Genomic DNA, 23,044 nt, shown 5'->3' on the forward strand with positions numbered 1-23,044 from the left:
TCCCCACCCTCGGATGATTGAAGGAGTTGATATGTACGTACCTGCCCATTTTGATGAGCCTCGCACCGAAGCCCTTCATGAACTGATCGTTCAGCACCCGCTGGGCATTCTGTTTACTAACGGTGAAAGCGGACTGGATGCCAACCACATTCCATTCGAGCTGAAGGCCTCGGAGGGGCAGTTCGGCGTTCTCCATGCGCACGTCGCGCGCGCCAATCCGGTCTGGCAAGACGTTAAAAACGGGGACGAAGTATTGGTGGTTTTTCGCGGTGCCGAGGCTTATATCTCGCCCACCTGGTATCCGAGCAAGCACGAAACCCATAAACAGGTTCCGACATGGAACTATAAGGTGGTGCACGCCCATGGGAGGATCACCCTTCACGATGATGAGCGCTACGTCCGTGGATTGGTTGCTCTCCTGACCCGAACCCACGAGTCGTCCCAGCCCGAACCGTGGAAAATGACGGACGCCCCGAAGGACTACATCGCCTCGATGCTTAAAGCGATCGTTGGAGTAGAGATCGAGATCACTCGCCTGGTCGGTAAATTCAAGTTGGGCCAGAACAAGGAAACGAGAGACATCCGCGGTGCAGGTCAGGCACTCAAGGACAGCGGGAAAATAGTGTTGGGGGAGGCAATGCTCGCGGGCGTCGATGCCAAATCCTGAAGCGTCTCGTGCGCCGGCCGGTCTGCGGCGCTCGCGCTCATAGCGACGCCCTGACCACCAATGGACAATCAACCGGCTGGGCTCCCTCTACCTCAAGGCTTTCGATCAGGTGCCGGGCAGCCTGGCGACCGATCTCGTAGTACGGCAGTTGCACCGTGGTCAGCGGCGGGATGAACAGTTCAGCGATCCCGATCATGTTGTCGTAGCCGAGCACCGCGACATCGCCGGGAATTTTCAGGCCACGGCCCAGCAACAGCTGATAGGCACAAAACGCAATGCGGTCGTTGCCACAGATCAGAATGTCGAATTGCGGACGCCCCTCAATGATGTGCCGGTCGAGGATGGCTGCGGTTTCACCGTAGGCATCATGATCGGAAAGGTTGTATTGCAGGAGTGCTTCAGGCGCCAGCCCGAATGCCTGACAGGCGCGCTGCAAGCCTTCTTGTCGCAGCCCCCAGGCCAGGCTCTGCCTGGGCAGATTGATACACAGCGGGCGCCGATAGCCTTGGCTCAACGCGTGATGCACGGCTCGATACTGCCCCGTTTCGTCGTCCGGTACATAACTGACCAGGCGACTGTCATCGGCCAGGCAATTGGCGAGTACCAGCGGTTTGCTCTTCAAACGCTCTGGGATGCTTACCTGACGAAAGCCCATCGCGCTGACGATCAACCCGTCGGGACGGTGTGACAACATCAGGTCGATGTTCTGGTCGGTGGGCGGGTTGCTCAACAGGTTAAGGATGAAGACATTCCAGCCCGCCTGCTGCGCGGTCTGTTCGATGGACAGCAGCAGCTCCACTGCGAACGGTGTGGTCGCGGTGTCCAGCGCGAACACGCCGATGGTGCGCGACTGGAGGTTGTCGCCGCGCATCTTGCGCGCCGACAGGCTCGGTACGAATTGCAGTTCATCAATGGCGCGACGCACCCGCTGAAGGGTTTCGGGGCTCAGTTTTTCCGGACTGTTGAGCGCTCGAGAAACCGTCATCAGGGACACGCCGGCCAGTTGTGCAACGTCTTTCACTGAAGTCATGCGAGGCAAGGCCGGTCAGGTTGACGCAGAATCATGACACAGGGCCCGGGTTTCTCGCGACTCGAATGACGCCGCTCACAGCCATCCCGAGGCCAGAGGCCACGCTCTTGGAATGCGCACGCGCCCGCCACCGCCGCTTGCCACAAGCTTCACCCCCAGACTGTCGGGCCGCGGATAGAGGCGGCTGCTGAGGCTGAAGCCCCCGTCTTCGTCGAACACCTCGATGGACGAGCGATCGAGGAACACACGCAGCGCCAGCCGCTCCTGTGTCGGGTCTATCGGCACACTGCGCTGACCGGTAACTTGCGCACCCGAGCGGCTGCGGTCCAGCACCAGACGCTGCAGCGCCACATCGTAGTAGAGCAAGGTTTCTTCATCATCATCGTCACTGCAGCGCAAGGCGATTCCCAAGTGCCCGTCGGTGCAACCGAGCAGATCCAGATGCACATGGATTTCGAGCCTGTCGCCATTCACTTCCGGCACCCGCCGGGCCCCCGAACCATCCCACCAGGACGTACCCGGCAATGGCGCCTGGCGCAGAGCGGTGAGCTCCCGTGCCGGATACACGCATAGGCGATCGTCATGCAGTTCAAGTTCGCGCGGTAAACCGAGCATGCCGCACCAGTGATGGGCCTGGCTCGGCATCGGGCTTTCCCACATGTCGAGCCACGCCCACACCAGGCGCCGACCATCGGCGGCCACCAGCGTTTGCGCGGCATAGAAATCGTGGCCGTTATCCAGTTCGATAAAAGGCCCGCCGGTGAAATGCCATTGGCTGTCGAGTCGGCCTACTCGATAACCGGTCTGGTACTTGTTGAGCCGCTCGTAACCCTGGGGCTGCATGCCCTGAGGGGAGTAGAGGAGCACGTCGCGCCCGTTCAGTCGGAACAGATCCGGGCACTCCCACATGTAGCCATCGCCTTCGCTGCCGCTGGCTACATAGTCGAGGAACTCCCAGCTATGCAGATCGGTGGAACGGTACAGCGGCAGCAGCGGCTGATCGCCCAGGCGTGCGCCGGCAATCAGGTACCAGTAGTCATCTTCCTGCCATACCTTGGGGTCACGAAAGTGCATGATCGTCTCTTGCGGCGCGGTCTCGATGACGGCGCCATGCTTGACGAAACGGATGCCATCGACACTGGTGGCCAGGCACTGGACTTGACGAATTGCGCTTTCGTCACCCACGCCCTTCAGCCAGGTGTGCCCGGTGTAGATCAGTGCCAGGGTATCTCCACACACCACTGCGCTACCGGAAAAACAACCGTCGCGGTCGAAGTCATCGCCGGGCGCCAGGGCAATGGGCAGATGCTGCCAATGGACCAGATCGGCACTCTTGGCATGCCCCCAATACATTGGTCCCCATTTCACGTCGAAGGGGTGGTGTTGATAGAAAACGTGATACTCGCCACGAAAGTACACCACCCCGTTAGGGTCGTTCATCCAGCCTGCCGGGGGGGCAAGGTGATAACCGGGTCGATAATCGTCGATGACGCGAGACAGGCCGTCAGTCAGCGCATGCTGCGCAAGCTCAAGGGTGCAAGACATTGGATCGCTCAGGGTATTCAAAGACAAGGTCATAGGGCGCCAGCTCGTACCGAGCGCAGAGTGACGGTTTCAATGGCGGGCGGGTGACGCCTCAAGGCCGTGCCGTCGGCGTCGAACAGGTGCAGGTTGTCGATGTCCAGCTGCAGCTCGACCCGATCGCCCACCTGCCATCCGGCGTGGACCTCACAACGACTGATCAGTGGCTCGTCCTGACCTGTTTCAAGGTGCACATAGGTTTCACTGCCCAGATACTCGACTGCGGTCACGACAATGCCGGCGGATCCTTCGGCCGCTTTGAGCGACACGTGCTCCGGACGAATCCCCAGGCTTAGCGAGGCGTCAGCCACCAGGCTTGAGCTGCTGAAGGGCAGGGGCGTCATCCCCAACACGGGGCTGTCGACCACACTGGTTTCGCCCGGCGTCTGCAAGCGCGCCGGCAGAAAGTTCATTCTGGGTGAGCCGAGAAAACCGGCGACAAAGCGACTGGCCGGGCGCTCATAGAGTTCGCGCGGTGAGCCGACCTGTTCGACGCGACCGCCATTGAGTACGACAATTTTGTCGGCCAGGGTCATCGCTTCCACCTGATCGTGGGTGACGTAGATCATGGTCGAGCCCAGCCGGGCATGCAGCCGGGCGATTTCGTTGCGCATCTGCACCCGCAAGGACGCATCCAGGTTGGAGAGCGGCTCATCGAACAACAAAATATCCGGTTCCCGCGCCATCGCTCTGCCCATGGCCACACGCTGACGCTGCCCGCCAGACAACTCCTTTGGCTTGCGTTGCAGCAGTTTGTCCAGTTGCAGGATTTGCGCGGTTTTCAGCACGCGCTCGCGCAGGCTGCTTTTTTCAGTCTTGGCCAGCTTCAGGCCAAAACTGATGTTGTCGTAGACGCTCATGTGCGGGTACAGCGCATAAGACTGAAACACCATGCCGACGCCACGCTCGCGCGGCTCCAGGTCGTTGACCCGGCGCCCGTCGATCAGCAGGTCGCCGGTGCAGATCGAATCCAGTCCGGCGATCAGGCGCAGCAGGGTCGATTTTCCGCAGCCCGAAGGGCCGACGAACACCACGAACTCACCCGCCGCGATCTCCAGGTTAACGTCGCGCAGAATCCGCGCGCCGCCCAATTGTTTGTTCACGTTATCCAGTTTCAACTTGATCACGATGCTGTTCCTTGTAGTTGTCGGGCATCAACCCTTTAACGCGCCGGTGGTGAGGCCGGAAACGATTCTGCGCTGGAAGATCAGCACCAGAATCACCAGAGGGACGGTGACCAGCACCGATGCCGCCATCAACAACCCCCAAGGCAACTCATGGGGGCTGCCGCCGGAAATCAGGGCGATGGCCACCGGCACCGTGCGTTGGGTGTCGGTGAGGGTGAAGGTCAGGGCAAACAGGAACTCGTTCCATGCCGCGATGAAAGCCAGCAGGCCAGTGGTGACCAGTGCGGGCCAGAGCAGCGGCAACAGCACTCGGGTCAGCGTGATCCAGGGCGAGGCGCCATCCATGATTGCCGCTTCTTCCAGTTCATGGGGCAGTTGGCCCATGAACGTGGTCAGCACCCAGACGGTGAAGGGCAGGGTGAAAATTGTGTAGCTGAGGATCAACGCCCAGGAAGTGTTGTACAGGCCCAAGGCACGGATCACCTCGAACAGCCCCGACAGCACCGCGACCTGGGGAAACATCGACACGCCAAGGACCATCATCAACACCGTGCCACGCCCACGGAATTTCACCCGGCCCAAGGCATAAGCGGCGGTCAGGCTGAGGAACAGCGCCAGCGTCACTACGCTAAGCGCGACCACCAGCGAATTACCGATAGCCCGCAGGAATGAGGCTTGGCTGAGCACCGCCGCGTAATTGGAGAAGTCGGGGTTTTTGATCCAGTAGCTCACCTCGAACAAGGCGCTGGACGGCTTCAGCGACGTGACGATGGCGTAGTAGAAAGGGAACACCGCATACAGCAGCAACACCCCGATCAGGCACCAGAACCCAAGGCGCAACAGTGCTTTTTTCAATAGGCGCGGGCTCATGACCGGACCTCCAGTTGACGGCGTCCGAGGTAGAGATAAAGCATGGCGATCACTGCGACGACCAGAAACAGCAGGGTCGAGGCGGCGCTGCCGTAACCGACGTCCTGGAACTCCACCAAGTGTTGGCGGGCATAGACCGACATGCTCATGGTGCTCGACGAGTTCGAGGTCAACACATAGATCACGTCGAACACCCGCAGGGAGTCGAGGATGCGGAAGATCGCCGCCACCAGCAATGCGGGCATCAGCAGTGGCAGCGTGACCCGCCAGAACACCTTCAGCGGATGAATGCCATCGACCCTCGCGGCTTCGTAGCAATCGCTCGGCAACATCTGCAAGGCCGCGAGCATCAGCAGGGTGACAAAAGGCACGGTTTTCCAGACGTCGACGAGGATCACCGCCCACATCGACAGGTCCGCATCCGCCGTCCAGGCCAGGGGTGCGTCAATGAGCCCGAGGCTGAGCATCAGGTGATTGATGATGCCGAACTGGTCGTTGAGCATCCACGACCAGATCTTCGCCGAGACAATGGTCGGAATCGCCCACGGAATCAGAATCAACGCTCGCACCAGCGAACGGCCGGTGAACTTGATGTTCAGCAGCAACGCCACCAGCAGCCCCAGCACAACTTCCAGCCCCACCGACATCGCGGTGAAATGCAAGGTGTTGCGCACCGCGTTCCACCATTGCGGATCGACCAGGATGCCCGACCAGCTGGAACCGTTGTGGAACAGATAATTGCTCAGGCCAACGAAGGTGCCGCCAGCGGTGTCCGACAGGTTGGCGTCGGTCAGGCTGAACCAGAATGTCCGCAGCAACGGCCAGGCCGCCACCAGGGCCAGACACAGCAACATCGGTGTCAGAAATAGCCAGGCCGCGCGCACTCGGCGACGCTGTACCGGCGTTTCCCTGGCGAGCAGGAGCTCGTCATAGGGAGCATGGGTAGTAGAGACAGACATGGTGATTTTCTTCCTTGTGGCTTACCAGTTCCGGTGTTTGATGCGCGTGAGTTCGCCTTCCAGTTCGGTCAGCGCCTGATCGACCGGCAACTCGCCGGCCAGCACGCCATGCACCTGATCGAAGAACGCATTGGAAACCCGTGGATAACGAGCGGCGGTGATTGAAGCGGGGCGCATGACGCCATCGTTGAGAATGCTGTGCAGCTGACTGTAATAAGGCATGGCCGCGAGTAGCTCGGGATCCTGGTAGAGCGACTCGATCACCGGGTTATAGGCGCCAATCAGCGCCCGATGTTTTTGCTGTTGGGCACTGGTCAGGTAGCTCACCAGTTCGGCGGCAAGCTTCGGATGGGCGCTGTAACGCGATACCGCCAGACCCCATCCGCCGAGAGTAGAGGCATGGGTGCCGGTGTTGCCGCCTCGGGGCAGGGGAGCGACGCCGACCTTGTCTTTCACGGCGCTGTCCTTGCTTTGTACCAAGGCCCAGACATAAGGCCAGTTACGCATGAACAGCGCATTGCCCGACTGGAATACGCCACGTCCTTCTTCCTCGGTGTAATTGAGTACGCCACGCGGGGAGATGTCGCCTACCCAGCTTTTGGCCAGGGTCAAGGCAGCTTTTGAAGCCTGGCTGTTGACCACGATGTCGCCTTGAGGATTGACCAGCCCACCGTCCGGTTGGCTGCTGATCCATTCCAGCGCATTGCACGTCAGACCTTCGTAGGCACGCCCCTGGAAGACGTACCCCCATGCATTGGCGTTCCCGGCGTTGCGTTCGGCTTGTTGAATATTCCTGGCGGTAGCGGTCATTTCCTCCCAGGTCTGGGGCACCGGCTGGTTGTACTTCTCGAGCAAGTCCTTGCGGTAATACAGCAGGCCCGAGTCGGTGAACCACGGCATCGTCACCAGCCGTCCGTTCACCGTGGCGTTGTCCACCTGTGCCTGGAAGTAGCCTTGGGTCGCGTCGGTGGGCAGCACCTCGCGCAGATCCAACAGATGTTTGGCCAGCATTCCCGGCCACACCATGTCGATTTGAATGATGTCGATGTCGCTGGACTGCGCACTGAGGATCTGTTGGTAGAACGACAACCGCTCGGTTGCCGAATTAGGCGTGGACACCACTTCGACGTGATTGCCGGTCTGTGTAGACCACGCCTCGACGGCCTCTTTGCACAGTTGTAATTCCGCGCCCACCGCACCGCAGGAGATTGTCAGATTGGCTGCGTTGGAGAGGGATGGAAGCCCGGCGCAAAGGGCAAGTAGTGCTGCTGGAAGGAGTGATTTGAGTTGTTTCATAAAGCCCTCTTTATTTTTGTTTTTAGAAAAGTTAACGTTAACATCGCCAAATGTAGCAGCGTATTTGCGATGAGGCATCCTTTTTTTCGTAGATTTTGACAATTAACAATTCACGAAAAAAAGGCCGGTCGCAGGACAAAAAATAAAAACAAAACAGGAAATCCCCTATGCAGAAAGCATCAAGCTGGCTACTCGCAGGCGTACTCGGCACCTCGGCGGCCACCGCTCAGGCCGCGACTCTGGAAGAACGCATGGCCGCGTTTGAAGCCCGTGCCAGCGCTGCGGAAAAACGTGCAGCCGCCGCCGAACAACAAACCCAGGCGCTCGCCAGGGAACTGCAGCAGCTCAAACAGTCCACTCCCGCCTTGCAGCCCGCTGCGTCCACTGCGACCGCCACTGCGGCGCCCACTTTGGATACGCGGTTGGCAAAACTCGAAGCCCGTCAGCAAAGTATGGAGAAGGAGGGCAGTACCGGGCACCTCACCGACGGGTTCAGCTTCAAGGGCTACGCCCGCTCCGGATTGCTGATCAACGATGGCCTGGGGGGCGGGCGTGGCGGTCCTTATACGACGCCTGCCGGTTCAGTCGGTGGTGCAGTCGGGCGACTGGGTAATGAAGACGATACTTACATGCGTATAGACCTGTCGAAAGAAGCCTATGCGCAGAACGGCACCCATTCCAAATTCACGGTTTCCATCGCCGATGGAGTGGAAAGCTCCAATGACTGGACGGCCGCCGAAAGTAACCTGAATGTGCGCCAGGTATTTACGGAACTCGATCATCTCGCCGCATTCAAGGGCAATTCGACGTTCGAGAACGCCACCCTGTGGGCAGGCAAGCGATTCGACAGGGACAACTTCGATATCCATTGGCTGGACTCGGACGTCGTCTTTCTGGCCGGCACCGGGGGTGGTATCTACGACGTGCAGATGAACAAGAACTGGCGCTCGAATTACTCGTTGATCGGGCGTAACTACGGGGATTTCAGTGAGGGCGGTGTCAATGCCGATGTGGAAAGCTACATCCTCACCTCCAATCAGTTCTTCGATAATGGTCAGTGGCAGTGGATGTTCAATGGTATTGGCTCAAAGAAAAACGACTTTAGCACTCGCACCAATGAAGCGGGCCTGAAGCCTGCGGACTCCGGCTTGCACAGCATGGTCGCCAATCATCAGAAAAACTTTTTCGGCAGGGAAGGCTTCTTCAAGACGGCGCTGCTCTACGGGCAAGGGCTGGGGGCCGAGGTCAAGAACATCGGCTCGGACGGCGAACTGATCGAAGACGCCCGTGCGCTGCGCCTGGCGCTGTACGGCGAGACACCGATCGCACCCCACTGGCGTATCGGCCCCAGCTTGCTGGCCGAACAAAGCAAGGATCGGTACGTCAAGGGAGACGACTACCGCTGGATGACCCTGAACATGCGGTTGGCTAATGAAATCAACAGCAATTTCGAGATGGCCTACGAAATGAGCTGGCAAACCATGAACCTCGACCCCAAGGGTTACCTGCAACGTAATGCGGTGGACGGCAACTTCTGGAAATTCACCATCGCCCCGACCTTCAAACCCGACGTTGGAGACCTGCTCACACGCCCCGAGTTGCGAGTGTTCGCCAGCTTCATGAACTGGTCTTCGGACCTGGACCGATACAGCTCCACAGACAACTTTGGCAAGACCGACTTCAACGCTGGCGGTGTGTGGCAATACGGGATACAGATGGAGACCTGGTTCTAGTATCCGGGGCTTGCTCCCACAGAATCAGATGTTCGATCCAGATTCTGAGGGCAACCTCAAATACTTGTGGGAGCGGGCTTGCCCGCGATAGCGATCCGACAGGCGACATTGATGTTGAATATGCCGACGTCATCGCGGGCAAGCCCGCTCCCACAGGTTTCTCGACTGGCCACAAAGTTGTGATTGACCCTGTTCTAAATGTGGGAGCGAGCCTGCTTGCGATAGTGGTTTGTCAGGCGACATCGATGTTGAATGTGCCGGCCGCATCGCGAGCAGGCTCGCTCCCACAGAATCAAAATGTCGACCCTGGTTCTGAGGGCAAGCTCAAATACTTGTGGGAGCGGGCTTGCCCGCGATAGCGATCCGACAGGCGACATCGATGTTGAATATGCCGACGTCATCGCGGGCAAGCCCGCTCCCACAGGTTTCTAGACTGGCCACAAAGTTGCGGTTGACCCTGTTCTAAATGTGGGAGCGAGCCTGCTCGCGATAGTGGTTTGTCAGGCGACATCGATGTTGAATGTGCCGGCCTCATCGCGAGCAGGCTCGCTCCCACAGGATCAAAATGTCGACCCTGGTTCTGAGGGCAACCTCAAATACTTGTGGGAGCGGGCTTGCCCGCGATGGCGATCCGACAGGCGACATCGATGTTGAATGTGCCAACGTCATCGCGGGCAAGCCCGCTCCCACAGGTTTCTCGACTGGCCACAAAGTTGTGATTGACGCTGTTCTAAATGTGGGAGCGAGCCTGCTCGCGATAGTGGTTTGTCAGGCGACATCGATGTTGAATGTGCCGGCCGCATCGCGAGCAGGCTCGCTCCCACAGACCTGTACTTTTCAGAGCAGCACCCGCCGCAGCCTGCCGCTCAACGGGGCGATGTCTTTTTAGTCTGGCGGTGATCAGCTCCTGCCAGGCATGTCGATATCATGTTGATGCACCCGTCGATACAGCGTTGCCCGGGAGATGCCCAACGCCTTGGCCGTGGGGGTGGGTTTCCAGCGATGACGCACGAGGGCATCGATGAGTGCCTGGCGTTCCGGACTGGCGCAGCGTTCCATGGTGTCAGCTGAAGCCGGATCGTTGAGTCGACGGCCGGGCAGATGCTCAGGCAAATCACTCAACAGAATCAAGTGGGTCTCGCACACCGCGCAGGCGTAACGCAGCACGTACCGCAGTTCGCGCACATTTCCCGGCCAGCGATAGCCGAGCAGGCATTCCAGTGCGGCGTTTCCCAGTTGCATCGATACCTCGCAGGCCGACGATTCCTCTTCGAGTATCCGGTTGATCAATGCCAGTCGATCACTGCGCTCGCGCAACGGCGGCAATTGGAATCGCGCACCACTGAGGCGGAAGTACAGGTCCTCGCGAAACTCGCCAGAGGCGACCAGGGCTTCGAGATCGCGGTGGCTGGCGCAGACGACCTGAATGTCTATCGCTTTGCTTCGTGACGCTCCCAGGGGCGCCACTTCGCCCTCGGCTAAAACCCGCAGTAGCCGGGTTTGCAGGGGCAAGGGCATATCGCCGATTTCATCGAGAAACAGGGTGCCGCCATCGGCCTGTTCCAGCAGACCTTGCATGCCTTTATTCGAAGCCCCGGTGAAGGCGCCGGCCGCATAACCAAACAGCTCGCTTTCGATCAGGTTTTCGGGAATCGCTGCGCAGTTCACCGCGATAAAAGGTCGATCACGACGCAGACTGGCCTGGTGCAGCTGGCGGGCGAAGACCTCCTTGCCGGAACCGGTTTCGCCGTGGATCAGCACCGGCAGATTACGGTCTTTGACCCGAACCGCAAGGCGCAGGCTTTCTTCCAGTCGCGGGTCGAGTTCGGCGGGTGACAGTACCCGACGTGCAGGGCTGCGTTTTACCCGCCGTGGCGCGCTGAGTCGTCCATGCAAGACGTGGCGGCCACCCTGGCAGTGAAACAGGCAGAGCGATTCGTCCCTGGCCCGATGCAATAATTGCTGATCGAACACTTGGCCGATGTGTTCCGGCAGTTGACCAACGCTTTGCCACAGCCACTGCCGCGCCGCGGGGTTCAGTGCCTGCAGTCGTCCGTCATCGTCCCAGGCAAGCAGGTAATCGGGTTGGCTGTCGACGTAGCCCGGGCTGTTGTGGGCCCGCAGCACCCAGTAACCCTGGGCACTGTTCATGAAAAACGCTTGTTCTATTTCCCGTGCGCTCTGCACCACCATCTGCCGGATCAGGTGCTGCGAACGGCGGTCGTCCGGCGAACGCACCGCAGACACATCGAGCACCCCGAGCAGTTCGCCCCGAGGGTCGAAGACTGGAGCGGCAGAGCAGGTGAGTCCGATAAAGGCCGCGCGGAAGTGATCCCGCTTGTGCACCGTGACCGGTGTTCGTGCGGTCAGCACCGCAGCCACCCCGCAGGTGCCTTCCTCGCCTTCCGACCAGCAGGTGCCCAGGTACAGACCTGCTTTGCGGCAATCATTACGGATGGAGGTTTCCACGCGATAGTCAATGGTCTGGCCCTGGGCGTCGGTGAGCAACACGCAGTAGTCGGCATCGCGCACGCGACCGTGGAGTCGGGCGACTTCTTCGCTGGCGATGCGCAGGAACAGTTCGGAGCGTTCTCGACACTCCTGCAACACGTTCTGGGAAAGGATCCGCGGCCCTTGTAATGAGCCAGGGTCCAGATGGTGTTGCTCCATGGAGCGGCGCCAGGAGTCCAGTATCAAGTCCGGCACGGGCAGTTGCGGCAGATGCGCTGCGTTCTTCAATACACGGCTGACGCAATCCACATGCGCCTTCGAGTGTGCGGAAAGCATTTAAGGCCTCCGGTTCGATCTTCTTTTCATTGTGCGGGCTATTAAGCGCCGTTCACGGACGGTCGACAAGCATCGGTTCACCCACTGCAAAGCTGAGACGCGACGTCTCAAGGTCTCACCACTCACCCGTGCAGGCTGACATGGGGCGTCTCAATCACGCGATATCCCACCCCTTGAAAACTCAACAAAGACCGCTCTGGACCGGGCTTTCTGGCGATCTTTTGCGAACCTGGCACCGGCCTTGCTCTAACCCCGTCAACCAGTACGACTGGCAACCCGATAATAACAAGAGGTGCCCTATGTCCTCCTGCCGAGGCCTTTACTCTGCTGTATCTGTGGTGGCGACATGAGTCGCTTGCCCCTGACCGTCGGCATCATTGCCAATCCGGCGTCCGGCCGGGACGTACGGCGCCTGACGGCGAATGCCGGGCTGTTTTCCAGCACCGACAAGGTCTCGGTGATCCAACGGCTGCTGGCGGCTTTTGGCGCCACCGGTGTCGAGCGCGTGCTGATGCCCACCGACATGACCGGCATCGCGGCGGCGGTGAAGAAGAACAGTCATGGCCGCCAGGCGCGTGACAGCCACTGGCCAACCCTGGAGTTCCTGGAACTGACCTTGCGCCAGAGCGTGGCGGACACTCGCCAAGCCGCGCGCTGGATGGCTGAACGCGGCGTGTCACTGATTGCCGTGCTCGGTGGTGACGGCACCCACAAAGCGGTGGCCGCCGAAGTCGGCGACATTGCGCTGCTGACCCTGTCGACGGGAACCAACAACGCCTTCCCGGAGCTGCGTGAGGCCACCAGCGCCGGGCTGGCCGGCGGGCTATTCGCCAGCGGCCGGATCCCGCCCGAAATTGCCTTGCGCCGCAATAAACGCCTGCTGGTGCGGATTCCGAGCCGCGACTTGTGCGAAGTGGCGCTGGTGGACGTGGCGGTGTCCTCGCTGCCCTTTATCGGCGCCCGTGCAATCAGCCGTGGGATCGATCTGGCGGAGGTGTTTGTCACCTTCGCCGAACCTCAGTCCATTGGCATCTCGGCCCTCTGCGGCTTGTGGTTTCCGGTATCGCGCCAAGCCCCCAACGGTGCCTGGATGCGCCTTGATCCGCAGTCGTCCGAAGCCTTGCTGGTGCCTCTGGCGCCCGGCCTGTTGCAAGGCTGCGGCGTGCTCGCGGCCGGCAGCCTTGAACCCGGTGTTGCCCATCGTCTGTGCCTGAGCAGCGGCACCCTGGCCCTGGATGGCGAACGGGAAATCGAATTCAACGCCCATGACTTACCCACTGTGACCCTCGATGCCGGCGGCCCGCTGAGCATCGATGTCAATGCGGCGCTGGCCTATGCCGCGCAAGAGCGGCTGCTGGCCATCGGTCGTGAACACCCGCAACACCCTTTGAACCTTGCACTTTGAAACTTGAGCCTCAAGACACCCTGGAGAATAAAAATGTCGACACAGCTGACCGCTGATCAATTGCTGCACGCCTATCGGGTGATGCGCACCATCCGCGTCTTTGAAGAGCGCCTGCACGTGGAGTTCGCCACCGGCGAGATTCCCGGTTTCGTCCATCTTTATGCCGGTGAAGAAGCCTCGGCCGCCGGTGTCATGGCTCACCTGAGGGATGACGACTGCATCGCCTCCAACCACCGTGGCCACGGTCATTGCATCGCCAAGGGCGTTGATGTGCACGGGATGATGGCTGAAATCTACGGTAAGAAAACCGGGGTCTGTCAGGGCAAGGGCGGCTCCATGCACATCGCCGATTTCGAGAAAGGCATGCTCGGTGCCAATGGCATCGTCGGGGCCGGTGCACCGCTGGTGGTAGGGGCGGCCCTGGCCGCCAGGCTCAAGGGAACCGACGGCGTCGCCGTGGCGTTCTTCGGCGACGGCGGTTCCAACGAAGGCGCGGTGTTCGAAGCGATGAACATGGCCTCGGTGTGGAACCTGCCGTGCCTGTTCATTGCCGAGAACAACGGTTACGCCGAGGCCACGGCGTCCAACTGGTCCGTGGCTTGTGATCATATCGCCGACCGCGCAGCCGGTTTCGGCATGCCTGGGGTCACCGTCGACGGCTTCGATTTTTTCGCTGTTCACGAAGCCGCCGGTGCCGCGGTGGCGCGCGCCCGAGCCGGTGAAGGACCGTCGTTGATCGAGGTCAAGTTGACCCGCTACTACGGTCACTTTGAAGGCGATGCCCAGACCTATCGGGCACCGGATGAGGTCAAGTATTTCCGCGAGCACAACGACTGCCTGATGCAGTTTCGCGAACGTACCACTCGGACCGGTTTGATCGATGCCAGCCAGTTGGACCAGATCGATGGTGAAGTGGACCTGCTGATCGAAAATGCCGTGCGCAAGGCCAAGTCCGACCCCAAGCCAAACGCCGCCGACTTGCTCACCGACGTCTACGTTTCCTATCCCTGAACGCCCCCTATAACAAGAATCGAGACCTTCATCATGGCGAGAAAAATCAGTTATCAGCAGGCAATCAACGAAGCCCTGGCCCAGGAAATGCGCCGCGACCCCAGCGTGTTCATCATGGGGGAAGACGTCGCCGGCGGTGCCGGTGCTCCTGGGGAAAACGACGCCTGGGGCGGGGTATTGGGCGTGACCAAGGGCCTCTACCACCAATTCCCCGGTCGCGTGCTGGACACGCCGCTGTCGGAGCTGGGTTATGTCGGTGCTGCGGTAGGCGCAGCAACCTGTGGCGTGCGCCCGGTGTGTGAATTGATGTTCGTCGACTTCGCCGGTTGTTGCCTGGACCAGATCCTCAATCAGGCAGCCAAGTTCCGCTACATGTTCGGTGGCAAGGCTTCCACCCCGTTGGTGATTCGCACCATGGTCGGCGCGGGCCTGCGGGCAGCCGCCCAACATTCGCAAATGCTCACGTCGCTGTGGACCCACATCCCCGGACTGAAAGTCGTTTGCCCGTCGTCACCTTATGACGCCAAGGGCCTGTTGATCCAGGCTATCCGCGACAACGATCCGGTGATCTTCTGCGAACACAAACTGCTTTACAGCATGCAGGGCGAGGTGCCGGAAGAGCTCTATACCATCCCGTTCGGTGAGGCCAACTTCCTGCGCGACGGCAAGGACGTGACGCTGGTCTCCTATGGGCGCACGGTCAATACGGCGATGGATGCAGCCCGCAATCTGGCAGGGCGAGGCATTGACTGCGAGGTCATCGACCTGCGCACCACCAGCCCGATGGACGAAGACAGCATTCTTGAAAGCGTGGAAAAGACCGGGCGCCTGGTGGTGATCGACGAAGCCAACCCACGCTGTTCCATGGCCACCGACATATCGGCCCTGGTGGCGCAAAAAGCGTTCGCCTCGCTCAAGGCACCCATCGAGATGGTCACCGCGCCGCACACGCCGGTGCCGTTCTCCGACGCACTGGAAGACCTCTACATCCCTGACGCGGCGAAGATCGAAAACGCCGTGCTCAAACTGATCGAGTGGAGCAAGCGTTCATGAGCCAGATCCATACCCTGACCATGCCCAAGTGGGGCTTGTCCATGACCGAAGGGCGGGTCGATGTCTGGCTCAAGGAGGAGGGCCAGGCGATTGCCAAGGGCGATGAAGTGCTCGACGTGGAAACCGACAAAATTTCCAGCAGCGTCGAAGCACCGTTTTCCGGTGTGCTGCGCCGTCAGATCGCGCGCCAGGACGAAACCCTCGCGGTCGGTGCATTGCTCGGCATTGTGGTTGACGGCGAAGCCAGCGAGGCCGAGATCGATGCGGTGATCGAGCAGTTCCAGGCCGCGTTCGTGCCGGGTGACGGTGCCGAGGAAGACAGTGGGCCGAAGCCGCAGAAGGTCGAGTTGGGCGGGCGGCTGATCCGTTACTTCGAGCGTGGCGAAGGCGGGGTGCCGTTGGTGCTGGTGCACGGGTTTGGCGGTGACCTGAACAACTGGATGTTCAATCATGAGGCATTAGCCGCCGGGCGCCGGGTGATTGCCCTGGATCTGCCGGGCCATGGCGAGTCGACCAAACAGCTGGAGCACGGCGATCTGGATGAGTTGAGCGGGGTGTTGCTGGCACTGCTCGATCATCTGGATGTTCCGGTGGCGCATCTGGTGGGGCATTCCATGGGCGGGGCGGTGTCGCTCAACACCGCGCGACTGGCTCCCCAGCGGGTGCGTTCCCTGAGCTTGATCGGCAGCGCCGGCCTGGGCGCGGAAATCAACGGCGACTACCTGCAAGGTTTTGTCGAGGCAGCCAGCCGCAATGCCCTCAAACCACAGTTGGTGCAACTGTTCTCCGACCCTGAGCTGGTTAATCGGCAGATGCTCGAAGACATGCTCAAGTACAAGCGTCTGGAAGGGGTGGATGCGGCCCTGCGCCTGCTGGTTTCGGGGTTGTTCAAAGAAGGACGGCAACAACTCGATCTGCGCGGTGTGGTGCAAGAAAACCGTCGCCCCGTGTTGCTGATCTGGGGCAGTGACGACGCGATCATTCCTGCGACCCACAGCGTTGGGCTGGACGCCCAGGTCGAAATCCTGCCGGGTCAGGCGCACATGGTGCAGATGGAAGCGGCCGAGCAGGTCAATCGGCTGATTCAGGACTTTGTCCAACAACACTGATACCCCCTTGGCGACCGGCTATTTGCCGGGCGCCAGGGCCAACGATTTCAAGGAGATTCCAACATGAGCCTTCCAATTGATCCGACCCGCAGCATGCGTGCCGCTGTCTGGCATGGTCGTCACGATGTCCGTGTCGAAGATGTGCCGTTGCCCGTCTCGCCACCGGCGGGCTGGGTGCAGATTCGCGTGCAATGGTGCGGTATCTGCGGCTCCGACTTGCATGAATACGTGGCTGGGCCAGTGTTCATTCCGGTGGATGCGCCGCACCCGCTGACCGGCATCAAGGGGCAGTGCATTCTCGGTCATGAGTTCTGTGGCGAGATCGTCGAAATCGGCGCCGGGGTCCAGGGGTTCAGTGTGGGCGAACCGGTGGCCGCCGATGCGTGTCAGCACTGTGGCACTTGTTATTACTGCACCCATGGGCTGTACAACATTTGCGAGAACCTGGCGTTCACCGGGTTGATGAACAATGGCGCGTTCGCCGAGTTGGTCAACGTGCCGGCCAACCTGCTTTACAAGTTGCCGGCCAACTTTCCCGCGCAAGCCGGGGCGCTGATCGAACCGCTGGCGGTGGGCATGCACGCGGTGAAAAAGGCCGGGAGTTTGCTGGGGAAAAATGTGGTGGTGGTTGGCGCTGGGACCATCGGCTTGTGCACCATCATGTGCGCCAAGGCGGCTGGCGCGGCCCAGGTCATTGCTCTGGAAATGTCGGGAGCGCGCAAGGCCAAGGCTCTGGAGGTGGGCGCGAGTCAAGTGCTGGACCCCAATGAGTGCGATGCTCTGGCGCAGGTGCGGCGGCTGACCGGCGGGCTGGGGGCAGATGTCAGTTTCGAATGCATCGGCAACAAACACACGGCCAAACTCGCCATCGACCTCATCCGCAAGGCCGGCACGTGTGTGCTGGTGGGTATCTTCGAGGAGCCCAGCGAGTTCAATTTCTTTGAGCTGGTCGCCACCGAAAAACAGGTGCTGGGTGCACTCGCTTATAACGGTGAGTTCGCAGATGTGATCGCCTTTATCGCCGACGGCCGGCTGGACATCACGCCGCTGATAACCGGGCGCATTCAGCTGGAACAGATCGTCGGGCAGGGCTTTGAGCAATTGGTTAACAACAAGGAGCACAACGTGAAAATCATCGTGTCACCCGCTCGAATCCGAGGCACCTCAGAGAGCGATTGACGATGGCCGGGCCTGAACATTCCTGCCGAATTCGCGGCAGGAATGTCAGGGAACGTGTAGCCCGCCTTTTCAGAGCTGCACCCGCCGCAGCCTGCCGCTCAACGGGACGACAGTGTTGTCTGGCATGGGCAGTGGCCGGCCGGTCAAGCCCATGCCTTCGCTCACCAGTACCGCATCCTCCAGCAGACACAGGTTGGAAGGGGTATCCAGGTCGCGTGCGAGCACCTCGACCTCGGCGGTTTGCAGGTTGCAGCTCAACAGTCGCCCGGTGAAACGGGTAAAGCCGCCGTGCAGCGGTTCGCCGTTCCAGTCGGGTGGCAAGGGTTGTTGCAGGCGCTCGCAGAGCTCCAGCACCAGCACATTGCCCTTCGGACACAGCGCCAGTCCGGTGGGCAGTTGCAGGTCGCGAATCAGGATCTCGATCTGCCCACTGTCAGGCCGGACCCGAATCACTTGGCCGGCCTTATCGGCAAAGTCGATGCCCTTGCGCGTCGGGTCGCCCTGCAACTCTCCGGAAAACAGACTGATCAGCACCGCGTCGGTCGCCGGTTCGTACACCAGGGTCACGGGGACGGCTTCCTGGCCTTGGTCCAGTTCGGGCAACTGGACCAGCACGCGCTCGTCGTGTTCAGCGCTGAATTCCACTAACTGATTGGTGTCGGGCTTGACCGCCAGCCAACTGCGGCGGGTCGGGTGGTAACACAGCGCATTCAGATTGCCACGGCTGTGAAATATCGGTTCGGGTGGCGTGAATTGCAGGTCCAGCAGTTTGGAACCTTCGACGTAATCGGTCTGGCTGACCAGACAGCGCCCGTCACCGCAGGCGATGTCCGACAGTCCCATGATTTCATCGCGCAGCATGCGGGCCTGCATGTTCATGGCGCGAAAACCTTGCGCGAGTATTTCGCCGGGCAGGTAGGCGCCGGGCGTGTGTGGATCCGGTCGCAATCGACTGATACGGCCGCTGAAGGGCTGGTCCGGCAGGCCGGAGCCGGCTTCGGTCAGCAGCAGGCTGCCGTCGGCCTGCACACAAACGCCCCGAGGGTTAAGCAAGCCTTCGGCGATGATCGTACTCGGGCGCAGGGTTTCGCGCGGCTGCGCAGGAATATGAAGGGGAACGGGCATAGGGCTTCTCTCCATGGACAAGGGATGGACGCGGTTACTGCGGCGGTTGCCACGGTTCACCGGTGAGATAGGCCCGGAGCAGCGCCCGCTGGCAGGGCGACATCGAGCGCACCACGGGCATGAACAGGGTGGTGCCTTTGTACGCATCCGAAGTGCGGGCGAGGATGGGGTTCTTGGCGGCCATGACCGCGTCGGGCTGATTGAGCGGGATGTAGCGCGACATGGCGGGGAAAGCCAGGTAGTGAAACCGCAGGACGTTGGGGTACATCAGCGGCCAGGTGATGGTGGTGCCCGCGGGAATGCCGAAGTCGGTCTGTGCGTATTTGCGAAAGCTGGTGAAGTAGCCACCGCTTGCCAGACCGTTGACCGTGTAAGTCAGCGCGACAAAACCCGCCTGGGCTGCCGTACCCGGCTTGAGGGTGACCGGGAAACTGACGTCGAGCTGGCCGGGGTTGATGGTCAGCGAGTCAGGAAACTCGAGGAAATTCCAGTACTTCGGATTTTTGTAGACCGCAGGGGCACCGGCCTTCAGGTCGATTTCGGTGGCACTGGTGACCGGTCCACCCAGATACCTGACTTGCAGGGTGATCGACAGGCCATTGGGGTAGTCCTCAAGATAAACGTTGCGCTGATCGGCATACACCCGATAGGTCGATTCGATTGCATGCAGCGTGGTCTCGGAGACGGTATTGGGTGCGTTGATCGCCAGCGCTGTGGTCCGCACCGCTTGCTGCTGCGTGGCACTCAAGGGCAGGTCGACGATGCCGCCATACACGTAGTAGTCAAACAACGGGCTGCTTGCCGGGTCGAGGGTGGTCAGGGTGGTGGTGCCGGCGCTGATGGTGACGGGGCCGTAATCCGCGTTGGGCCCGATGGGGCTGGTGATGTCGTCCCTGACGGCCCTGAAGGTTTGCTTCGGGATGACGTTCACCATGTCGATGCTCAAGATGCCGCTGTCGCCCAGATCGGCATAGCCCGTGCTCTTGACGCTCTGGTTGACCAGTTGCCGGCCCGGCTGGCAGTTCAGCGGCTCATCGTCGAAGGCCGGGGCCAGCGTCCCGATGACCCGGCCGATGCTCGGGTTGGGGGTGTATTTACCGGCGGCGTAATCGGCGTCCAGTTGCTCGGTGGTCATCGTGGGGCACATCTCGAACATGACGAAACGCAGGACGATGCCGGTTGCGCCCGGCGCCTGGATGATCGACCGCAGGCCGCTACTGTTCTGGTTCCAGCTGACAATACTGCTCAGGGGAAAGGTCAACTGAAATGTGCCGCTGGCATGGAAGGAGCCGGGCGCATCCATGCTCTCTGGCTCCAGCACCCGTGTTTTCACATCCAGACTGCTGCAGACCGTGTTATCTCGAATCAGTAGCTGGATGTTGCTGTTGCCGCCAATTTGCAGACCGCCGACAAATATCTGGGTGGTGGTCGAGGAGGTCGGGTCCAGGTCCACCATCATCGGGCCGGAAACGGGGCCTTGTCCGGTGACCGGGTCCACTGAGCCGAGCAGATAGACCGGCTGGCCCACCATGTCACCGGTGGTGCTGATGCTGCCCGGATTACCCTGGGAACTGATCAAGGCGTTCTGCATGTCGACGACATGTTGTCCGTAGTGATTCCAGCCACCGGCGGTGTAGTAGTCGCCGTCGGGCGCGTTGATCATGTTGTTCAACTGATCGTCGGTGTAAGACTGGGCGCCTAGTGCCAGGGTCGAGGTGGTCAGGTCGAAGAGCGGCCAATGCTCATTGCCGTCGTAAGGAATGGTGGGGGAGTTGTTCGGCAGGCTGACGTCGGTGCGGATGCCGCCCCAGAAATTCAGTCGTGGTCCATTGAGAATGCTCATGATCTATTCCTTGTCCTTGGTGGTTTTGCCGACAGGCGCATTGGCGAATTTGAACAGGTAGGAGAAATCGGACTTGTAGGGGCTCTTGACCGGCGTCGCCATGGAGTGGCAATTCATGCAGCTGCTGTTGGGCTGGATGTAGCTCTCCATGGTCACGTTGGCCGAGAGCGACGGGGTCGGCTGGCCCAGTGGGTTGCTGGGGTTATCCGGCATCAGCGGGCGCTGAGTGGTGATGAGCTGGTAGTACTTCAACACGCTTTTTTGCAGGCCCGGGTCGGTGCGATAGTTGGTGTTCACCCCGTTGGTGACCTCGGCAATCGGGGTGACCCGGTTCAGCGGGTTCGGGGTCTGGAACGTGGTGCCGGGTTTGGGCACGCAGACCAGCTGTGTACCCTGAGTCTGCCAGTCGCACGGCGACTGGTTGAGGGTGACGACGGGGGCGGCGGGGTTGAAGTAGGAGTAGGTCATGCCGGCTGTTGGCTGATCGACCCATTGGCCATGCACCAGCTCCTTGGGCGGAACGTTGTCGATCTGCTCGAAGGTCGACCAGATCCACTGCGGATAGCCGTTGACCTTGGTGATGATATGCAGGCCCACCAGGCCCAGGTAGGCCTCGGTGACACCGGTGCGCTGGCCCTGGTCATTGAACGTGGCCACGCGCGCGAGCATGGTCAGGTAGCGGCTGGCATTGTCGTTGGGGGTGAGGATGCGCCAGCTCGACTTGACCTCGATGACCCCGTTGGGGAAGTTGATGTTATTGGCTTTGGAAACGATATCGGCGTTATAGAAGCTGTTGTTGACGATGTAGTCGTAGGACGTCTCGTTGGCCGAGATGTCGTAGTAGGTCGGGTTACCCGCCTGGTCGATCAGCCAGCCGCCAACGGCCTGGTCGACGGCATTCACCTGAGTGCTGTTCTTCAGCGCGGCGATGTTGATGATGCCCAGGCTTTTGGCGGTCTGCGGGGTATTCCACGGGCCAGGATTGGCACCCCTTGGCAGAAAGATTTCCTCCACGGTCTTGTAGGTCTGCCAAACGGTGTAACCGGGATCCCCAGGCTGTTTGGCACAGTCGGGATCACCTCGCTGCCCGTTCTGTGCGGGCCAGTTCAAGGCGATGAACATCTGCCAGCTGTATTGATCGAACTGGTCCTGACTGGCGGTGGCGGTCGGCGCGGTGCTGGGGGGTTGGCAACTCAGGTTGCTGGCCTGCGTCGACGGCTTGACCTGTTCCCGGGCCAGGGCCTGCTCCAGGGCCAGGCCTGACAGACTGGCCAGGCCCACGGATATCACGCAGAGACGGAGTGTGGTTTTCATGGCGATCCTTCGTCGTTGTTCAGGGTTTGCGCTGCATCAGCTTGTTCCACTGCGCCTTTTGGCCGTTGCTCTGTGACGCCGGTGGCTCGAACAATTGGCAGGGCGGTGGATTCGACGGGCACATGGCGGCCACTTGCGCCCAGGTCTGGGCCGGGTCCGGTTTGGCGATGCGGAAGTTGGTGTAGTTCTGGCTGACGATGGGGGCATTGGCGACGCTGGTGTCACCGGAGAAAAAGAACGACTGGGGATGCCGGTAGGGCGGTTGTCCCGTTGGCTTTTTGAAAAAGGCATAGCCGAACAGGATCGGACCTTGCGGCGAATCGAGGTCCAGGGCGTAGGCCTGCACGCTGCCATTGAGGTTTTTGCTGCGCTCGGCGCTGTAGGGCAGGTGCTGGATGAAATCTTGCCGCGGCGGATGATTCATCGGTGAAAACATGCAACAGGCCGGCATGTCTTTAGGGCGGTCTTGCGGGTAAGTCAGGAAATACGCCTTGTTGCCCAGGGACACGAACGAGCAGGTGTAATTGTTGTTCTTGATCGGAAAAATTGGCAGACAGTATTTTTCGTAGTGCTCCATCATCGCGCCGAAGCCGTCGCCATCCGGCGGGATGTACGCGGTGTCGTAGTAACTGGTCCCGCGGGAAACGGTGTAGTCCGCCGGGGTCAGGGTGGTGGGTGGATTACTGTAGGGCGGCGGGCTTTTCTCGTAGTTGTGCATCACCCGGTACATGGTCCAGTCGCTGATCCAGTACGCCGGAAAAAACGGATCGGAAGGCTCGCCCGGTGCTCGTTTGGCGATGCAATTGCCGTTCTGCTCATTGCAACCCTCGGTGTTGTGCACCCCCATGGTGAAGTACACCGCGCCGCTGTCCGCCTGGGCGAATAGAGCCGGGATGAGCAGCAGGGTCAGCAGCAACAGCCGGTTCAAAATGCTGGCTTTCATATGACACTCCTG

The 23,044-nt window shown here is 60.5% G+C and carries 19 protein-coding genes; 8 read left to right on the forward strand and 11 right to left on the reverse strand.

The annotated features are described in order from the left end of the window. Window positions 1–31 precede the first annotated feature (31 nt). Window positions 32–667, forward strand: a complete 636-nt coding sequence (locus J3D54_RS21845) for an FMN-binding negative transcriptional regulator (RefSeq protein WP_253422539.1) — start codon at window positions 32–34, stop codon at window positions 665–667. Between the two features lie 37 nt (window positions 668–704). On the opposite strand, the gene J3D54_RS21850 is transcribed toward J3D54_RS21845, so the two are convergent. From J3D54_RS21850 to J3D54_RS21875, 6 genes are all read right to left on the reverse strand, one after another. Continuing rightward, window positions 705–1,697, reverse strand: a complete 993-nt coding sequence (locus J3D54_RS21850; RefSeq protein ID WP_253422541.1) for a LacI family DNA-binding transcriptional regulator — start codon at window positions 1,695–1,697, stop codon at window positions 705–707. A 75-nt stretch (window positions 1,698–1,772) separates the two neighbouring features. Continuing rightward, window positions 1,773–3,275: a glycoside hydrolase family 32 protein gene (locus J3D54_RS21855; RefSeq protein ID WP_253422543.1), complete on the reverse strand. Its 1,503-nt coding sequence runs from the start codon at window positions 3,273–3,275 to the stop codon at window positions 1,773–1,775. Next, window positions 3,272–4,405 carry a sn-glycerol-3-phosphate ABC transporter ATP-binding protein UgpC gene (locus J3D54_RS21860; protein WP_253422545.1) on the reverse strand — a complete coding sequence of 378 codons (1,134 nt, stop codon included), beginning with the start codon at window positions 4,403–4,405 and terminating at the stop codon, window positions 3,272–3,274. The genes J3D54_RS21855 and J3D54_RS21860 overlap by 4 nt, the downstream gene beginning before the upstream one ends. A gap of 27 nt (window positions 4,406–4,432) precedes the next feature. Next, window positions 4,433–5,275, reverse strand: a complete 843-nt coding sequence (locus J3D54_RS21865; RefSeq protein WP_253422547.1) for a carbohydrate ABC transporter permease — start codon at window positions 5,273–5,275, stop codon at window positions 4,433–4,435. Further along, window positions 5,272–6,234, reverse strand: a complete 963-nt coding sequence (locus J3D54_RS21870; protein ID WP_253422550.1) for a carbohydrate ABC transporter permease — start codon at window positions 6,232–6,234, stop codon at window positions 5,272–5,274. Before J3D54_RS21870 ends, J3D54_RS21865 begins: the two co-directional genes overlap by 4 nt. A 21-nt stretch (window positions 6,235–6,255) precedes the next feature. Then, window positions 6,256–7,530 carry an ABC transporter substrate-binding protein gene (locus tag J3D54_RS21875; protein ID WP_253422552.1) on the reverse strand — a complete coding sequence of 425 codons (1,275 nt, stop codon included), beginning with the start codon at window positions 7,528–7,530 and terminating at the stop codon, window positions 6,256–6,258. 167 nt (window positions 7,531–7,697) lie between these two features. On the opposite strand from J3D54_RS21875, the gene J3D54_RS21880 reads away from it, so the two are divergent. Together J3D54_RS21880 and J3D54_RS21885 are read left to right on the forward strand one after the other, a co-directional pair. Beyond that, the gene (locus tag J3D54_RS21880) at window positions 7,698–9,263 is read left to right on the forward strand and encodes a carbohydrate porin (protein WP_253422554.1); all 1,566 of its coding nucleotides are present in this window, start codon (window positions 7,698–7,700) and stop codon (window positions 9,261–9,263) included. A 565-nt stretch (window positions 9,264–9,828) separates the two neighbouring features. Next, on the forward strand, window positions 9,829–10,152 hold the full coding sequence (locus J3D54_RS21885; protein ID WP_253422556.1) for a hypothetical protein: 324 nt from the start codon (window positions 9,829–9,831) through the stop codon (window positions 10,150–10,152). An 11-nt stretch (window positions 10,153–10,163) separates the two neighbouring features. Here J3D54_RS21885 and J3D54_RS21890 read toward each other — a convergent pair whose 3' ends face one another. Next, window positions 10,164–12,050, reverse strand: a complete 1,887-nt coding sequence (locus tag J3D54_RS21890) for a sigma-54-dependent Fis family transcriptional regulator (protein ID WP_253422558.1) — start codon at window positions 12,048–12,050, stop codon at window positions 10,164–10,166. Window positions 12,051–12,396: 346 nt separating this feature from the next. Between J3D54_RS21890 and J3D54_RS21895 the strand changes: the two genes are divergently transcribed. The 5 genes from J3D54_RS21895 (at window position 12,397) to J3D54_RS21915 (ending at window position 17,807) form a co-directional block, all read left to right on the forward strand. Then, the gene (locus J3D54_RS21895; protein WP_253422559.1) at window positions 12,397–13,455 is read left to right on the forward strand and encodes an ATP-NAD kinase family protein; all 1,059 of its coding nucleotides are present in this window, start codon (window positions 12,397–12,399) and stop codon (window positions 13,453–13,455) included. A 33-nt stretch (window positions 13,456–13,488) separates the two neighbouring features. Further along, window positions 13,489–14,466: a thiamine pyrophosphate-dependent dehydrogenase E1 component subunit alpha gene (locus tag J3D54_RS21900; protein ID WP_253422562.1), complete on the forward strand. Its 978-nt coding sequence runs from the start codon at window positions 13,489–13,491 to the stop codon at window positions 14,464–14,466. A 33-nt stretch (window positions 14,467–14,499) separates the two neighbouring features. Beyond that, the gene (locus J3D54_RS21905) at window positions 14,500–15,519 is read left to right on the forward strand and encodes an alpha-ketoacid dehydrogenase subunit beta (RefSeq protein WP_253422563.1); all 1,020 of its coding nucleotides are present in this window, start codon (window positions 14,500–14,502) and stop codon (window positions 15,517–15,519) included. After that, window positions 15,516–16,628 (forward strand): acetoin dehydrogenase dihydrolipoyllysine-residue acetyltransferase subunit, encoded by a 1,113-nt coding sequence (locus tag J3D54_RS21910; RefSeq protein ID WP_253422565.1) that lies wholly within the window; start codon window positions 15,516–15,518, stop codon window positions 16,626–16,628. Before J3D54_RS21905 ends, J3D54_RS21910 begins: the two co-directional genes overlap by 4 nt. A gap of 93 nt (window positions 16,629–16,721) precedes the next feature. Beyond that, window positions 16,722–17,807 carry a 2,3-butanediol dehydrogenase gene (locus J3D54_RS21915; protein ID WP_253426712.1) on the forward strand — a complete coding sequence of 362 codons (1,086 nt, stop codon included), beginning with the start codon at window positions 16,722–16,724 and terminating at the stop codon, window positions 17,805–17,807. Between the two features lie 69 nt (window positions 17,808–17,876). Here J3D54_RS21915 and J3D54_RS21920 read toward each other — a convergent pair whose 3' ends face one another. The 4 genes from J3D54_RS21920 to J3D54_RS21935 are packed head-to-tail and all read right to left on the reverse strand — an operon-like array spanning window position 17,877 to window position 23,032. Then, window positions 17,877–18,932, reverse strand: a complete 1,056-nt coding sequence (locus J3D54_RS21920) for a hypothetical protein (RefSeq protein ID WP_253422567.1) — start codon at window positions 18,930–18,932, stop codon at window positions 17,877–17,879. 34 nt (window positions 18,933–18,966) lie between these two features. Further along, a complete protein-coding gene (locus J3D54_RS21925; protein WP_253422570.1) occupies window positions 18,967–20,775 on the reverse strand; it encodes a hypothetical protein in 1,809 nt (602 codons plus the stop codon). A gap of 3 nt (window positions 20,776–20,778) precedes the next feature. Then, on the reverse strand, window positions 20,779–22,089 hold the full coding sequence (locus tag J3D54_RS21930) for a hypothetical protein (protein ID WP_253422572.1): 1,311 nt from the start codon (window positions 22,087–22,089) through the stop codon (window positions 20,779–20,781). Between the two features lie 19 nt (window positions 22,090–22,108). Beyond that, window positions 22,109–23,032, reverse strand: a complete 924-nt coding sequence (locus J3D54_RS21935; RefSeq protein ID WP_253422574.1) for a hypothetical protein — start codon at window positions 23,030–23,032, stop codon at window positions 22,109–22,111. Window positions 23,033–23,044: the final 12 nt, after the last annotated feature.

The sequence above is a fragment of the Pseudomonas sp. GGS8 genome (assembly GCF_024168645.1).
GTDB lineage: Bacteria > Pseudomonadota > Gammaproteobacteria > Pseudomonadales > Pseudomonadaceae > Aquipseudomonas.

Coding starts and splice junctions, on each gene's coding strand:
- J3D54_RS21875 (WP_253422552.1), bottom strand. CDS start 7,530: ATGAAACAACTCAAATCACTCCTTCCAGCAGCACTACTTGCCCTTTGC.
- J3D54_RS21885 (WP_253422556.1), top strand. CDS start 9,829: ATGTCGACCCTGGTTCTGAGGGCAACCTCAAATACTTGTGGGAGCGGG.
- J3D54_RS21920 (WP_253422567.1), bottom strand. CDS start 18,932: ATGCCCGTTCCCCTTCATATTCCTGCGCAGCCGCGCGAAACCCTGCGC.
- J3D54_RS21930 (WP_253422572.1), bottom strand. CDS start 22,089: ATGAAAACCACACTCCGTCTCTGCGTGATATCCGTGGGCCTGGCCAGT.
- J3D54_RS21865 (WP_253422547.1), bottom strand. CDS start 5,275: ATGAGCCCGCGCCTATTGAAAAAAGCACTGTTGCGCCTTGGGTTCTGG.
- J3D54_RS21905 (WP_253422563.1), top strand. CDS start 14,500: ATGGCGAGAAAAATCAGTTATCAGCAGGCAATCAACGAAGCCCTGGCC.
- J3D54_RS21895 (WP_253422559.1), top strand. CDS start 12,397: ATGAGTCGCTTGCCCCTGACCGTCGGCATCATTGCCAATCCGGCGTCC.
- J3D54_RS21890 (WP_253422558.1), bottom strand. CDS start 12,050: ATGCTTTCCGCACACTCGAAGGCGCATGTGGATTGCGTCAGCCGTGTA.
- J3D54_RS21850 (WP_253422541.1), bottom strand. CDS start 1,697: ATGACTTCAGTGAAAGACGTTGCACAACTGGCCGGCGTGTCCCTGATG.
- J3D54_RS21855 (WP_253422543.1), bottom strand. CDS start 3,275: ATGACCTTGTCTTTGAATACCCTGAGCGATCCAATGTCTTGCACCCTT.
- J3D54_RS21900 (WP_253422562.1), top strand. CDS start 13,489: ATGTCGACACAGCTGACCGCTGATCAATTGCTGCACGCCTATCGGGTG.
- J3D54_RS21915 (WP_253426712.1), top strand. CDS start 16,722: ATGCGTGCCGCTGTCTGGCATGGTCGTCACGATGTCCGTGTCGAAGAT.
- J3D54_RS21910 (WP_253422565.1), top strand. CDS start 15,516: ATGAGCCAGATCCATACCCTGACCATGCCCAAGTGGGGCTTGTCCATG.
- J3D54_RS21845 (WP_253422539.1), top strand. CDS start 32: ATGTACGTACCTGCCCATTTTGATGAGCCTCGCACCGAAGCCCTTCAT.
- J3D54_RS21925 (WP_253422570.1), bottom strand. CDS start 20,775: ATGAGCATTCTCAATGGACCACGACTGAATTTCTGGGGCGGCATCCGC.
- J3D54_RS21935 (WP_253422574.1), bottom strand. CDS start 23,032: ATGAAAGCCAGCATTTTGAACCGGCTGTTGCTGCTGACCCTGCTGCTC.
- J3D54_RS21880 (WP_253422554.1), top strand. CDS start 7,698: ATGCAGAAAGCATCAAGCTGGCTACTCGCAGGCGTACTCGGCACCTCG.
- J3D54_RS21870 (WP_253422550.1), bottom strand. CDS start 6,234: ATGTCTGTCTCTACTACCCATGCTCCCTATGACGAGCTCCTGCTCGCC.